18 protein-coding genes and 1 pseudogene are annotated in these 12662 nt (G+C 38.7%); 11 read left to right on the forward strand and 8 right to left on the reverse strand.

The window, feature by feature from the left end:
• Window positions 1-32: 32 nt before the first annotated feature.
• On the forward strand, window positions 33-776 hold the full coding sequence (locus tag MWJ95_RS05050) for a TerC family protein (RefSeq protein WP_249075216.1): 744 nt from the start codon (window positions 33-35) through the stop codon (window positions 774-776).
• A 48-nt stretch (window positions 777-824) separates the two neighbouring features.
• Here the strand turns inward: MWJ95_RS05050 and bshB2 are convergent, their stop codons facing one another.
• The 3 genes from bshB2 to MWJ95_RS05065 all read right to left on the reverse strand — a co-directional run bounded on the left by bshB2 (window position 825) and on the right by MWJ95_RS05065 (window position 2869).
• On the reverse strand, window positions 825-1514 hold the full coding sequence (gene bshB2, locus MWJ95_RS05055; protein ID WP_249075215.1) for a bacillithiol biosynthesis deacetylase BshB2: 690 nt from the start codon (window positions 1512-1514) through the stop codon (window positions 825-827).
• 13 nt (window positions 1515-1527) lie between these two features.
• A complete protein-coding gene (locus MWJ95_RS05060; RefSeq protein WP_049667947.1) occupies window positions 1528-1878 on the reverse strand; it encodes a YojF family protein in 351 nt (116 codons plus the stop codon).
• Window positions 1879-2542: 664 nt separating this feature from the next.
• The gene (locus MWJ95_RS05065) at window positions 2543-2869 is read right to left on the reverse strand and encodes a hypothetical protein (RefSeq protein WP_249075214.1); all 327 of its coding nucleotides are present in this window, start codon (window positions 2867-2869) and stop codon (window positions 2543-2545) included.
• 186 nt (window positions 2870-3055) lie between these two features.
• Between MWJ95_RS05065 and MWJ95_RS05070 the strand changes: the two genes are divergently transcribed.
• Window positions 3056-3607, forward strand: a complete 552-nt coding sequence (locus MWJ95_RS05070) for an acyl-CoA thioesterase (RefSeq protein WP_249075213.1) — start codon at window positions 3056-3058, stop codon at window positions 3605-3607.
• Window positions 3608-3644: 37 nt separating this feature from the next.
• Here the strand turns inward: MWJ95_RS05070 and thiD are convergent, their stop codons facing one another.
• On the reverse strand, window positions 3645-4475 hold the full coding sequence (gene thiD / locus MWJ95_RS05075; protein ID WP_249075212.1) for a bifunctional hydroxymethylpyrimidine kinase/phosphomethylpyrimidine kinase: 831 nt from the start codon (window positions 4473-4475) through the stop codon (window positions 3645-3647).
• A 235-nt stretch (window positions 4476-4710) separates the two neighbouring features.
• On the opposite strand from thiD, the gene MWJ95_RS05080 reads away from it, so the two are divergent.
• The 5 genes from MWJ95_RS05080 to MWJ95_RS05100 all read left to right on the forward strand — a co-directional run bounded on the left by MWJ95_RS05080 (window position 4711) and on the right by MWJ95_RS05100 (window position 7653).
• Window positions 4711-5388, forward strand: a complete 678-nt coding sequence (locus MWJ95_RS05080; protein ID WP_249075211.1) for a uracil-DNA glycosylase — start codon at window positions 4711-4713, stop codon at window positions 5386-5388.
• Window positions 5389-5469: 81 nt separating this feature from the next.
• On the forward strand, window positions 5470-5649 hold the full coding sequence (locus MWJ95_RS05085) for a uracil-DNA glycosylase (RefSeq protein WP_249075210.1): 180 nt from the start codon (window positions 5470-5472) through the stop codon (window positions 5647-5649).
• A complete protein-coding gene (locus MWJ95_RS05090) occupies window positions 5646-5912 on the forward strand; it encodes a YwdI family protein (protein WP_249075209.1) in 267 nt (88 codons plus the stop codon). The genes MWJ95_RS05085 and MWJ95_RS05090 overlap by 4 nt, the downstream gene beginning before the upstream one ends.
• Window positions 5913-5939: 27 nt before the next feature.
• A complete protein-coding gene (locus MWJ95_RS05095; RefSeq protein ID WP_249075208.1) occupies window positions 5940-6320 on the forward strand; it encodes a DUF423 domain-containing protein in 381 nt (126 codons plus the stop codon).
• Between the two features lie 154 nt (window positions 6321-6474).
• Window positions 6475-7653: a M20 family metallopeptidase gene (locus MWJ95_RS05100; protein ID WP_249075207.1), complete on the forward strand. Its 1179-nt coding sequence runs from the start codon at window positions 6475-6477 to the stop codon at window positions 7651-7653.
• A gap of 273 nt (window positions 7654-7926) precedes the next feature.
• On the opposite strand, the gene gerQ is transcribed toward MWJ95_RS05100, so the two are convergent.
• Window positions 7927-8268: a spore coat protein GerQ gene (gene gerQ / locus MWJ95_RS05105; protein ID WP_249075206.1), complete on the reverse strand. Its 342-nt coding sequence runs from the start codon at window positions 8266-8268 to the stop codon at window positions 7927-7929.
• Window positions 8269-8289: 21 nt separating this feature from the next.
• Window positions 8290-8671: pseudogene (locus MWJ95_RS05110) on the reverse strand (cell wall hydrolase).
• 331 nt (window positions 8672-9002) lie between these two features.
• Here MWJ95_RS05110 and MWJ95_RS05115 point away from each other — a divergent pair.
• Together MWJ95_RS05115 and MWJ95_RS05120 are read left to right on the forward strand one after the other, a co-directional pair.
• The gene (locus MWJ95_RS05115; RefSeq protein ID WP_249104628.1) at window positions 9003-9173 is read left to right on the forward strand and encodes a hypothetical protein; all 171 of its coding nucleotides are present in this window, start codon (window positions 9003-9005) and stop codon (window positions 9171-9173) included.
• Between the two features lie 168 nt (window positions 9174-9341).
• The gene (locus MWJ95_RS05120) at window positions 9342-9524 is read left to right on the forward strand and encodes a hypothetical protein (protein ID WP_249075205.1); all 183 of its coding nucleotides are present in this window, start codon (window positions 9342-9344) and stop codon (window positions 9522-9524) included.
• Window positions 9525-9566: 42 nt separating this feature from the next.
• On the opposite strand, the gene hemQ is transcribed toward MWJ95_RS05120, so the two are convergent.
• Window positions 9567-10316, reverse strand: coding sequence for a hydrogen peroxide-dependent heme synthase (gene hemQ / locus MWJ95_RS05125; protein ID WP_249104630.1), 750 nt, complete (start codon window positions 10314-10316; stop codon window positions 9567-9569).
• Between the two features lie 157 nt (window positions 10317-10473).
• Between hemQ and lipL the strand changes: the two genes are divergently transcribed.
• A complete protein-coding gene (lipL, locus tag MWJ95_RS05130) occupies window positions 10474-11310 on the forward strand; it encodes an octanoyl-[GcvH]:protein N-octanoyltransferase (protein ID WP_249104632.1) in 837 nt (278 codons plus the stop codon).
• 34 nt (window positions 11311-11344) lie between these two features.
• On the opposite strand, the gene MWJ95_RS05135 is transcribed toward lipL, so the two are convergent.
• A complete protein-coding gene (locus MWJ95_RS05135) occupies window positions 11345-11992 on the reverse strand; it encodes an RsfA family transcriptional regulator (RefSeq protein ID WP_249075202.1) in 648 nt (215 codons plus the stop codon).
• A gap of 359 nt (window positions 11993-12351) precedes the next feature.
• On the opposite strand from MWJ95_RS05135, the gene MWJ95_RS05140 reads away from it, so the two are divergent.
• Entirely contained in the window at window positions 12352-12576 is a 225-nt protein-coding gene (locus tag MWJ95_RS05140) for a YuzB family protein (RefSeq protein ID WP_049667962.1), read from the forward strand.
• The last annotated feature ends 86 nt before the right edge of the window (window positions 12577-12662 follow it).

Raw genomic sequence — 12662 nt, forward strand, 5'->3', positions numbered from 1 at the left:
GAATACCTTAGGACAAGTAGGAGGGTATGTAATTGGAAATCATTCAAGGAATTCTATCTACATACATTCAATTTTTCGATTGGGAAATGTGGAAAGAGATCTTATCTGACCCTGTATCTTGGGGGTTAATATCGACACTAGTGATAATAGAAGGTTTACTCTCGGCAGATAACGCACTTGTATTAGCCGTGCTAGTGAAGCATTTGCCAAACAAGCAACGCAAACGAGCATTAATGTACGGTATGTTGGGCGCCTATTTTTTCCGATTTTTATTTATCGGGATAGGGGTTTATTTAGTAGAGTTTTGGTATATTAAATTGCTAGGAGCTCTGTATTTAGGCTGGTTATGTGTCGCTCATTTCTTACAGATTGGGGAAGCGGATAGTGCTAGGGAAATGAAAAAATCAGGGCTGATGGTTCGTCTTTTCGGAACGTTTTGGGCAACAGTCATTTCTGTAGAACTGATGGATATTGCTTTTTCAATTGATGCGATTTTTGCTGCTTTTGCGATATCCAATCAAATTTGGATATTACTAGTCGGGGGAATGCTAGGTATTTTAATGATGAGGACTATTGCTGGCTTATTTTTAATCATTATTGAAAAAATACCAGAATTAGAGGCGACAGCGTTTATTATTATTGGAGTTATTGCCCTAAAAATGCTAGCCAGCGTTATCGGTATTCACGTTCCACACTATATGTTTTTTGTTGTGTTAATAATTATTTTCTTTATAACTTTCATTATTCATTTTTTAAAAAAGATGAAGGTTGCTTAACAATAAAACGGTTCTGTTCTCAATGGAGAGGACAGAACCGTTTTATTGTTAGTTTACATATTGATCAGGATTTATAATATAGAATTTTTCAATATTAAGCCAGCTTTCACTCATTGGCTCACCGTTATCGACGCGTTTTTCTGTTTCTTGCATCATCCAAGCTGTTTGGGATGCATGTGCTTTTAATGCGTTCACTTTATCCGCCTTCATTTCACGAATATCAACGATAACATGCGGCTCTCCATTTTTTTCAATGGTATCATTTGCAAAAGCACAGCCTAACACTTGTGGACGTGCAGCTTTTGGCATACGACGAACAGCTTCTACTACGGCACGCGCTGTTGCCTCGTGGTCAGGATGCACTGCAAAACCAGGTAAGAATGTGAAAATAAGTGAAGGCATTAACTCTTCTATTAAACCTTCAACAAGCTTTACCATTTTTTCATCGTCTTCAAATTCAATCGTTTTATCACGGAAACCAAGCATGCGTAAATCCTGTATACCCATAGCATCCGCTGCTGCGACAAGCTCTTTGCGTCGAATTTCTGGCAAGGATTCACGTGTTGCAAAAGGTGGATTTCCTAAATTACGCCCCATTTCGCCCAAAGTTAAGCAGGCATATGTAACAGGTGTATTCATTTTCTTTGTATAGTAGGCAATTGTTCCAGCAACTGAAAAAGCCTCATCATCTGGGTGAGGGTAAACAATTAAAATATGACGTTGTGGTTGTAAATTCAAAAAGTCGTCCCCCTTAATAAGTAAATGGCGTTTCGCTAATTTCTAGTGCAATCGCCAATTTACCTGAGTAGTCTAGTCCAGCCATTAATAAACGGCCTAAATCATCTAATTCAAAATGTGTGATGCCTTGAGCATAAACCCAGCCATGCGCCATTTTTAACCCGACACGATGGGGTGAATCATCTACCACTTTAGCAAGTTCATAGTTGATTTTTGCATTGCGAATAAAAGCACCTGCATTGAAAAATTTCTCATCATAGTGTGCTGCATAAGAACCGTTTGTCGTCTCAAGATGAATATAAACGTCTTTGTTGGCGAAAGAATTCAATAATTCCTGCAACGTCTTTACTTGTACTTCTTGCATCTTAACACTCCTCTCGATTGTTTCTCCTTTAAGTATAGTAAAAATAATTCACAAAGGGAAATTGAATGCCTAAGTAGTACTACATCAACGATAAACTTCTCCTTAAAGGAATCTCGAAGGCTTGTTTAACTTCTTTCAGCGGGGTCCCTAAACATCCACTGAAATAGGTTAAATCCTATGAAAAGCCTGAGTAACCAATATCGTACTGTGCTGCCGCTTCGCTTTCGAATCCACTGATCTAAAGCTTCCGAACGTTTTTGCCGAAGCATAATTGATTACACCTTTTAATCTATGAAGATTTTTTAAGCAAAATTCTTGAAAAAACTATAGAAATATATCAATATAATGAATGTGAAAGCAATTTTGTACAAAATGTGTCGTTTTGTATTGTATACGGTTTCACAAATGAAAAGATACTGAACATGATTTCTTCCTTAACTGACGGAAAGGCAGCGTATAATGTTGAAGGGAATTTTAACTAGGTAATAACGAATTCTATCTTGGTACAATAGATGACGTTCCTTCAACATGGTTATGTATAGCTGTAAAAAGGGAAGAAGACGGAAAGCTCATTATCATAGTATAGTAAAAAAGCCACGATTCTCTTTTATGACGGAGAATCGTGGCTTTTTATATTTAGTGGTTTATGGGGGTATGTATTTTTTTAATATCGGTTGAGTTTTCGTTCAATGGAATCTAGACGATTGTTAAGATGTGATAGATGCTTATGCATTTGTCTAAACTGTAAATTTTGATTTTGCGCGTCTGATGTTCTTGTCTGTTCGTTTTGCTCTTCTTCCTGCAATGCCAAAATGGTGGAGAGGGTTGCTAATGAATACCCTATTGTTAAAACCATTGAAGATATTAATTCCACTTTGGTAGACGTTATATCTCCATTCAGGAGACCTGTGTCTTCACCAAGGAGACCTGCTTCTTGACCACCTAGATTATTTGGATCAGCATTTATGTTTTGTTGTCTACGTCTTGCCATTTTTCTCCCTCCCATATACAGCTAATATATGGCATATGAAGTAGTAGCGTATCTTGTCCTAAGCATAAGAAGAAATAAACATCCCTCAATATAAAAAATTCGCAATTTTCTAACAATTTAATTGATTTTTATGGAAAAATAGAGCAATATAGTAGAAATAAACAGTAATTTCAAGGGGGAATAGATGTGAACAAAAAATTTAAATATTGTAAAGAATCTAGAGTCATGCGAACAAGTCGAGTTTTTCCGAATGATATTAACAATCATAATACACTGTTTGGTGGTCGATTAATGAGTGACATCGATCAAGTAGCCTCAATTTCAGCAGCTAAGCATAGTCGTAGAGATTGTGTGACGGCCTCAACGGATTCTGTAGACTTCTTGCATCCAATCCGCCCGACAGATTCTGTTTATTTCGAATCCTATGTAACGTGGACAGGGATATCTTCAATGGAGGTTTTCGTAAAGGTCATTTCCGAGAATTTAAAAACGGGAGAACGCAAGGTAGCGGCAACAGCATTATTAACCTTTGTTGCATTAGATGAAAATAATAAACCTGCCCCAGTTCCATATGTCATTCCAGAAACAGTAGAGGAGACAAAGCTACACGAAACTGCAGCTGAACGGGCGAAGGTACGTGCAGAGCGTAAAAAGGAAAGTAAGGCATTAGCACAATTCATTTCGATGAATGATCCATGGGATTATCGGCTCGAAATGATGGAGAACTATTATATGTAAAAGAGGCATCTGAAACTAATCAGATGCCTTTTCGCTTTTAAATTTCTGTTACTGTTACTTGTGGTGCACCGAAACGAGATTTTGCGCCGTGCATAACGGGTCCTACATAGTCATTTAATGCCCAACCGTGAGCGATTGCTGCTGAAACGAATTCTTTTGCTTCAATGACAGCCTCTTGTACTGAAAGACCATTTGCAAGATTTGCTGTTACTGAAGCAGCAAATGTACAGCCAGCCCCATGGTTATAAGTAGAAGCGACTTTTTCAGATTCTAATAAGTAGAATTTTTCACCGTCGAAGAATAGGTCAGTCGCTTTTTCAGTAGCTAACGCTTTTCCACCTTTAATGACAACAGCTTTAGCGCCAAGTTCATGAATTTTACGAGCTGTTATTTTCATTTCCTCGATTGTTTTTGGTGTTCCAGTTCCGGCTAATTGCCCAGCTTCAAACAGGTTAGGTGTTGTAACTGCAGCTAATGGTAAAAGATGTTGAATCATCGCATCTGTGTTACCAGGGTTCAATACTTCATCTTCTCCCTTGCAGACCATTACAGGGTCAATGACAACATTTGCTGTACCAGATTTTGCAATAGCATCGCCTGCAATACAAATAATTTCTTCCGTTGACAGCATGCCAGTTTTTATGGCGTCAATGCCTGTTGAAAGAGCTGTATCGATTTGTTTTTGTAAAAGCTCTGTTGGTAATGGTGTAACGTTATGAGTCCAACCGTTTGGATCCATTGTTACAACAACCGTTAATGCCACCATGCCATATGTGCCATGCTCCTGAAATGTTTTAAGATCGGCTTGCATACCTGCGCCGCCTGATGTATCTGAACCAGCAATCGTTAAAGTTTTTTTAAGAGTCATGTGGAAGATCTCCTTTATAAATGAATGTTTTAAAATTACCATCTAGTATAGTCTTATTCTGGATGTGTAAAAATAGTCAGAATTATATATTTTTATAAGGTCAGTTGAAGCAGAAGTCTCTCATCTCTAGTTTGTCTTAACATAAAACTGATGATGCCCAGGCATAAATGAATTGAAGCTTGAATTCAACTTTGTTTTTTTGTACCGTTGTAGAAGAGAAAGGGGCTTTATTACGATGAAACAAGTATTCCCGAACGATTGGCAAGCAATACTTGCAGAAGAAGTAGAAAAAAAATACTATACAAAGCTCTGTCAATTTGTAGAAAATGAGTATTCAACCCAAACAATTTATCCACCAATGAATGACATAATGAATGCATTTTATACGACAGCTTATCATGACGTAAAGGTCGTAATTTTAGGTCAGGATCCGTATCATGGACCAAACCAAGCACATGGATTAAGCTTTTCGGTCATGCCAGGAATCTCACATCCACCAAGCCTTCGAAATATGCTAAAAGAGTTACAGGATGATCTTGGTTGTCCTATTCCTCAAAACGGAACATTAACGAAATGGGCACAGCAAGGTGTAATGTTATTGAATACGGTTTTAACCGTTCGAGCGGGTCAGGCAAATTCCCATAAAGAACAAGGATGGGAGCAATTTACGGATGCGGTCATCGATAAATTAGCATCAAGAGATAAACCAATTATTTTTGTGCTTTGGGGTAAGCCAGCTCAACGTAAAAAACAATTAATTTGTAAATACTCAACACCACATATAATCTTAGAAGCGCCTCATCCAAGTCCACTAAGTGCTTATCGAGGTTTTTTCGGCAGTAAACCATACTCGAAAATCAATGCACAGTTAGAAGAATGGGGAGAGCAACCAATTGATTGGTGCTTAGCTTAGTAAACTTTGTTCGCCAAGGCGAAATTGATGCACTTACTGTTTCGTGTTACAGTTAATAATAGAAGAAAGCGGGGGGCAACGATGAAGGTAAATTGTTTCAAATGTCAATATTTTAAAGTAACATGGGACCCACAAACTCCACGAGCTTGTGTAGCATATGGCTTTAAAACAAAGCAAATACCATCCGTTGTCGTTAAACAATCCTCTGGCACGGACTGTCTGAAATTTGTGCCAAAAGTAGAAAGTAGGAGAATGCAATGATTCCTTATCAAGCCGTTATTCAACAACTTGAAAAACAATTATCCGGTGTCAAAAATGCCGGAGACGAACAACAAATTCGTGAAGCCTTAACAGCAATCCGAGCATTATGCGACGTAGTATTAGAAGCATCCAACGGCATTTCTAAAGCGCAGTCAAAGCATCTGCCACAAATGCTAGTGTCAGAGCCGAAGCAGACAAGTTTATATACAGCAAAAATTGAAGAAGAAGACGGAGCAAATGGTGATTCAATTTTTGACTTTTAAATATCTTTTGAAGGTAGGGAAAATGACATGAAAAAATTTATCGTGACTGGTGCACTTCACGGCTTTTTAGCGGTGGCGTTGGGTGCATTTGGTGCACATGCTTTAAAAGAAGTTTTAGACGATTATAGTCGCGGGATTTGGGAAACAGCTGTGCAGTATCAGATGTTTCAAGCCACAGCTATACTTATCATTGGTATTTTAATGAGCTCTAAACTACTAGGTGAGGTCAAGCAGTTAAATTTAGCTGGAATCTTTTTTAACCTAGGTATTGTCTTCTTTTCAGGAAGCTTATATGTGCTAGCAATCAGCGGCGTTAAAGTTCTAGGCGCTATTACACCAATTGGCGGGGTTCTATTTTTAGCTGGCTGGGTTCTAATTATCGTAGCTGCGCTTAAACATGCTCGGTAAAAATATATAGATAAAGTTACTCCCTTGCACTAAGTGTGAGGGAGTTTTTATTTTTTACAGAATGATCGTTTTAATTCCTATTTTTTTTGTAAGAATTTATAGTACACTATTATTATCAAATAAGTTCGACAAATCAGAAGTGAGGTTTTGTGATATGGAGAAACTTTTTACTTTGCTAGATAATAACTATGATGAAATGGTAGCGATTCGTCGTCATTTACATGAATATCCGGAATTATCCTTTGAAGAAGTGGAAACGCCAGCGTATGTAGCTGCTTTTCACCGAGCACTTGGACATGAAGTTCGTGAGCATGTAGGTGACCGTGGTGTTGTTGCTACTTTACGTGGAGGAAAGCCAGGTAAAACCGTGGCATTGCGCGCTGACTTTGACGCACTGGCAATTCAGGAGGAAAATGATGTCCCTTATAAGTCAAAAGTGGATGGTAAAATGCACGCATGTGGACATGATGGCCACACTGCCACATTACTGGGGCTTGCAAAAGCACTTCATGCAATGAAGGATGACATTGTAGGCAATGTCGTTTTTATTCATCAGCATGCAGAAGAAATGGCGCCAGGTGGAGCAAAGTCTATGATTGAAGATGGTTGTCTAGAGGGTGTAGATGTTATTTTCGGTACACATTTATGGGCACCAACACCATTAGGGGATATATTGGTGAGAGATGGAGCAATTATGGCTGCTGCGGATAAGGTGGAAATTACGATTCAAGGCAAGGGTGGTCATGGTGCGGAACCGCATCATTCTATTGATGCTGTTACTCTAGCGTCCCAGTTTGTTATCAATGCACAGCAGCTTATATCTCGCCGCATTGATCCATTAAAATCAGCCGTTTTAACAATCGGTCATTTTGAGGCCATTAATCCTTTCAATGTGATTGCTGAACGAGTAGTATTAGCTGGAACAGTCCGTACTTTTGAGGAGCAGGTGCGCAAACAAATGGAGCAAGAGCTTGAGGCCGTTTTAAATGCTACTTGTTTGGCCTTTGGTGCAAGCTATGATTTTCGTTATACGAGAGGCTATCCACCTGTTTACAACCATGCGAAAGAAACAGAATTTATTGCGCAACTTGCAGCAGATATACCAGGAGTAAAAAATATTATAACGTGCCCACCATTTATGATTGGAGAAGACTTTGCGTATTATTTAGAGAATGTACCAGGTACATTTTTCTTCACAGGTGCTAAAAAGCCAGAGTGGGAAGTGGCATATCCTCATCATCATGCACGGTTTGATTTTGATGAACGTGCCATGTTGATTGCTGCCAAAACATTAGGGAAAGCAACATGGCAGTTTTTACAAGAAAATCAATAACAAATAAAAATCGGCATGCTAGGAGGTGTCCTAACATGCCGATTTTTTGATCTAATGGCAAATATCCACGCAGAATCCTCATGACATACGAAAATATTTGCAGTGCAAGCAAGAATACCAGACCCAATTGGGATCTAGCGCAATTTGCAATGCGACGAAGCTTGAGTAAAACGGAGCGAAGGAGCAAACCGATATTCTGTTCTTATTTTATTCGCATATAGAGGAGCGGGATAGGACCATATAAAAAATATGAAATTATGAATAGTTTATTTCTTATGGATTTTGGTTAAAATAGGCCATTTCTTCATCATATTCAGCAAAATCAAAGTAAATCATTGGGAATAGGAAACGGTGATTCGATTTGAGTTCACGTATAATCACGTGATCTCGACCAGCAGCTTCTACAACGCCTCGCACAATTTTCACGTTTTTTCCTGGCTCAACAGCATGCTCGAAAGAAAAATGGAAGGTAGCGGGTTTTCCGCGATTCAAACGGAAAATATTTTCAATATACGATTGCTCCCGTCCAGTTGGTCGTGCTCCAGTCGTCTGTGGAGGCATTACCTGCGGAGGCATTTGTTGTTGCGTTGTTGGTGTCCAATAATAAGGCATCATAAGTTATCAACCTTCTTTCTTTTAGATTTGAGGACAATCCTCTTCGGTTGGCGAGAAGAAGCAATGTGCTTTGAATCTTCCCGTGTTCCACTGACCATACCATTGTGCTGGACAATCTCCCTCAGGTCTGAAAAACCATAGCAACGAGTCGCCGGATGGAATCTTTCGCCTTGAATAACTCTCTTCGCTAATCGAAGGTCTTGATCACGTGCTCGTTGATAAAAGTAGCCTTTTAGCGTCGCTTCAAAGCCCTCAGGACGTTGATAAACCATTTGTTCAATGGTACGAACATCCTTAAAATCTAAACAATCTGCTCGTACACGATTGACGCCAACATTGCCGACCATCAGCATACCAAGTTTCCTTCACCTTCTGCTTCAGCCCGCATAAGCCTTGCTAGCATAGCTGTTTGTGCCTCATTCGTCTTTATAACAGCGATTTTCACTCCTCCTCGCAGACAGTATATGCATGATGGTATTGTAGACATGTTCAATTTCGATGAAAGAAATTCACAATTTAAAATGACTAAGCATATATTAATAACGATGAGTAGTCTGTAAAAAAGAGGCAGACTAGGCACATCACCAACATGTGGGGGTGATTTCCGTTCCTACTTGGTACGTCTGTCATGCCGAGACATAATTGATAAATGGGTAAAAAGAGAATAGAAAATATCCGGGGGAACGTAGGATTAGAAATTGCATGTGTATGGAATACATGTGAGGTGACAGGGTATGGAGATTGGTGTTTGGATAGGTATTTTGTTGAGTGCTGTGCTGGCATTTTTAGTGGGCAGTTTTTACGGACAGCCACTCCATTGGTATCTTTTTATACTAATAATCGTAGTGGGATTTTTCATCCATACGATTATTTTAATTTTGAAGGTGAAGGATGAAAGGCCTTAAGGCACAGCACGCCATATGAAAATAAGAAAGTGTCATCGTAATGGGGTGACACTTTCTTATTTTTTTGATTGAGTAAGTGGAATTTGCTGTTTTGTAAGTATATTAAAAATAAACGGTGACATACTAAAGTTGGAAATTATTTTTTTGCTCTCATGAAGGAGTGTTATCATGCAAACTTTCGGGACGTTTGTAGCAATTATCATAAGTGCATTCATCGCCGTTGGAATAGCAGAATACTATCAGCAACCGTATAGTTGGTACTTAGTTTTCTTGATGATTCTAGCTGGTTTTTTTATTCATACAATTATTTTAATATTGGAATCAGAGAACAGCGAAGAAAACGAATATTAAAAAATGCGAGTCCGATTGGAGGACTCGCATTTTTATATTTAATTAGACAGTTAAGAATTTCACAAGTTTTTCTTGATCAAGAAGGTTACCAACGAAGAATGCACCGAACTCACCATAGCGGGCTGATACTTCATCGAAACGCATTTCATAGACTAATTTTTTGAATTGGAGTACGTCATCTGCGAATAATGTTACGCCCCATTCGTGATCGTCAAAGCCCACAGAGCCAGTAATAATTTGTTTAACTTTACCAGCATAGCCACGACCAATCATACCGTGAGAACGCATTAATGATTTGCGTTCATCCATTGAAAGCATATACCAGTTGTCATTGCCTTGACGACGCTTATCCATTGGATAGAAGCATACATGCTTAGCACGTGGAAGCTCAGGATATAGACGAGCACGTACATGTGGATTTTGGTAAGGATCTTCGTCTGAGTCACCTGCTAAATAGTTGGAAAGCTCTACAACAGATACATATGAATATGTAGGAATTGTAAAATCAGCAATCGCTAATTTATTGAATTCAGCTTCAAGCTCTTGTAACTCATCCATTGTTTCGCGTAATGTCATAATCATAAAGTCAGCTTTTTGACCAACAATTGCGTAAAATGCATGGGCACCTGTTTTAGCGATATCAGCTTCGTTTAATTTTTCTAAATAGGTAATGAATTCTTCTACTGCTGCTTGGCGTTCTTCGGCAGAAACTAGTTTCCATGAAGCCCAGTCGATTGAGCGAAAATCATGTAAAGCGTACCAACCATCTAAAGTAATTGCTGCTTCATTCATTATTAAAAACACTCCTTTATAAGTGAATAGCATTCAAAATTTAGTTTATCATAGTTTGTACAAAATCCCTAAGTTCATGACTGCATTTCACGAATTTGACACCATCCAAAGATAATGTATTCTAAAGAGAATAGATGTAAATAGAGGAGCTCCAATCATGAAAAGTATTTTACAACAGCCGATTTGGCGTTTTTACGATCAATCCATTAGCGCGAAGCAAAGATCGCCACTTGAATCCTTTGCAACCGACGATACGTTATGTCAGCTAGTTGGGCAATTAGCCTCTCCACCAACTATTCGTACATGGGTACATGATGCATCTGTTGTGCTTGGTATTCAGGATCACCGTCTACCCTATGTGCAGCAGGGCATGGACTTGCTCAAAGCACGTGGCTATCATCCTATTGTACGCAATTCAGGCGGATTAGCCGTTGTGCTGGATGAAGGTGTATTGAATATTTCTATTGTTTTATCTGAACAAACGGAAGCGCTAAGTATTAATGATGGCTATGATGTAATGGTAGCCCTAGTAAAGGAATTATTCCCTGAAGTAGCGGATCAAATCGAAGCCTATGAAATTGTAGGCTCCTATTGTCCAGGATCCTATGATTTAAGTATAGAAGGAAAGAAATTTGCTGGTATATCGCAAAGACGCTTACGTCAAGGGGTAGCAGTGCAAATTTATTTATGTATTGAAGGAAGCGGATCAGATCGAGCGGCGCTCATTCGAGACTTTTACAAGGAAAGTCTAAAAGGAGAGGAAACGAAATTTACGTATCCTACTATTGTCCCTAATGTGATGGCGTCGTTATCAGAACTGATTGATGCCTCATTAACGGTGGAAGCCGTTGTGATCCGTTTACAGCAGCTTCTTAACAATATGGCAGAAGAAATTCGAGTTGAATCTTTCCATGATGAAGAATTAACGCTCTATGCATTTTATTTACAACGTATTTTAGAACGGAATACGAAAATGCTTGATCGGAAACTGTAATCATCAATCATTTCCAAGAAAAAAAGCGATGCTGCTAATTAAGCGCATCGCCATTTTCTTGTGCATAAGGGCTACTTACAACAAGATTGCCGTTTTTCTCCATTTTGAAAACAGGTGCAATTCGTTCTTCCTCTTCATCTAGTGTTACTAGTCGTCTAGCGCGGTTCATAATTTGTACAAATTGCTCGTAATCTTTTCGAATAGCTCTATTTTCCTCTTCTAGCTGTGTAATGGTTTTCTCTAGTTTTTTATTTTTCTCAGATGTTACGTGTACTAGTTGTCTCCATTTTGTAGACTCATTACCTACTTCACCAGAGTGCTGTAAACGTAATAAATAAGCTATGACAATATCGAGATTTAATGCAGAAAGAGGAATGGATTTACCCTCTGCGCCACTACTATTAACTGTAAACATACTAGAAGCACGGCGTCTTGCTGGAGCTCCCAACACTCGCATTCTTTCTTTTCTTTCTTTTTTTGCTTCTGCTAATTGTTCCTCGTATTCTTTGCGAACAACAGCATTCCAACGAAAGCCACATGCAGCAGCAGTACGATTTAAAGCGTCACCAGCTTCTTCAAAGGCATTTAATTGTGTACTACCTTCCGTTACATGGCGAATTACCGCCTCTGCTAATAATTCATCGTTTTCTTCTAACCAAGCATCTTGTCTAACTTTACTCATATTAAAATCCTCCCACCTTTATTTGGAACTTTTATTTACAACTAGCATGACCAATCTTTTAACCTTTTATTCATCCATGTGGAAGGAATTATGCTTGAATACAAGGGGAAAAATGCGATACAATACCCGATGTAGGTTTGTACGTATGCTACATACTTAAATATGTGAAAGTCATACGATCAATAGAAACGAATTTTTGAATCATTTATGCCTCGGCATTTGTGCATGCACAAAGAACTTCTTCCCGATTCATCTCATCCTCTATAGAGGGGGAAGACTTCTGTAGCTGCCGCTGTGCTTTCGCTACAAATTGCTAAAAGAAGTTAAAAAAATACTATATAGAAAGGGTTGTTGACACAATGGCAAACGAATTTAAAGTTTGCGATGAATGTCAGGCCGTTAACTTAAAAACGTTAATTCCAAAATTAAAGGAAATCGATCCTGATGCAACCATCGAAATTGGCTGTCATTCCTATTGTGGCCCGGGACGTAAAAAAACATTTACCTTTGTAAATAGTCGACCTGTTGCTGCATTAACGGAAGAAGAACTAATGGAAAAGGTTTTAGCAAAGTTAAAGAAATAAGTAAAACAAAGCGCTATCTTCACTAGTCTAGTTGAAGATAGTTTTTGTTTTTTTGGCTGTTTTTTTATCGACGGATAGAAAAGTAA

The sequence above is a fragment of the Lysinibacillus sp. Bpr_S20 genome (genome assembly GCF_023337835.1).
Taxonomy (GTDB): Bacteria; Bacillota; Bacilli; order Bacillales_A; family Planococcaceae; genus Lysinibacillus.

Excerpts from the sequence above, each read along its gene's own strand:
- MWJ95_RS05060 (WP_049667947.1), bottom strand. The coding sequence starts at position 1,878 with ATGCAAGAAGTACAAGTAAAGACGTTGCAGGAATTATTGAATTCTTTC.
- MWJ95_RS05065 (WP_249075214.1), bottom strand. The coding sequence starts at position 2,869 with ATGGCAAGACGTAGACAACAAAACATAAATGCTGATCCAAATAATCTA.
- thiD (WP_249075212.1), bottom strand. The coding sequence starts at position 4,475 with ATGACTCTTAAAAAAACTTTAACGATTGCTGGTTCAGATACATCAGGC.
- MWJ95_RS05080 (WP_249075211.1), top strand. The coding sequence starts at position 4,711 with ATGAAACAAGTATTCCCGAACGATTGGCAAGCAATACTTGCAGAAGAA.
- MWJ95_RS05085 (WP_249075210.1), top strand. The coding sequence starts at position 5,470 with ATGAAGGTAAATTGTTTCAAATGTCAATATTTTAAAGTAACATGGGAC.
- MWJ95_RS05090 (WP_249075209.1), top strand. The coding sequence starts at position 5,646 with ATGATTCCTTATCAAGCCGTTATTCAACAACTTGAAAAACAATTATCC.
- MWJ95_RS05095 (WP_249075208.1), top strand. The coding sequence starts at position 5,940 with ATGAAAAAATTTATCGTGACTGGTGCACTTCACGGCTTTTTAGCGGTG.
- MWJ95_RS05100 (WP_249075207.1), top strand. The coding sequence starts at position 6,475 with ATGGAGAAACTTTTTACTTTGCTAGATAATAACTATGATGAAATGGTA.
- gerQ (WP_249075206.1), bottom strand. The coding sequence starts at position 8,268 with ATGATGCCTTATTATTGGACACCAACAACGCAACAACAAATGCCTCCG.
- MWJ95_RS05115 (WP_249104628.1), top strand. The coding sequence starts at position 9,003 with ATGGAGATTGGTGTTTGGATAGGTATTTTGTTGAGTGCTGTGCTGGCA.
- MWJ95_RS05120 (WP_249075205.1), top strand. The coding sequence starts at position 9,342 with ATGCAAACTTTCGGGACGTTTGTAGCAATTATCATAAGTGCATTCATC.
- hemQ (WP_249104630.1), bottom strand. The coding sequence starts at position 10,316 with ATGAATGAAGCAGCAATTACTTTAGATGGTTGGTACGCTTTACATGAT.
- lipL (WP_249104632.1), top strand. The coding sequence starts at position 10,474 with ATGAAAAGTATTTTACAACAGCCGATTTGGCGTTTTTACGATCAATCC.
- MWJ95_RS05135 (WP_249075202.1), bottom strand. The coding sequence starts at position 11,992 with ATGAGTAAAGTTAGACAAGATGCTTGGTTAGAAGAAAACGATGAATTA.
- MWJ95_RS05140 (WP_049667962.1), top strand. The coding sequence starts at position 12,352 with ATGGCAAACGAATTTAAAGTTTGCGATGAATGTCAGGCCGTTAACTTA.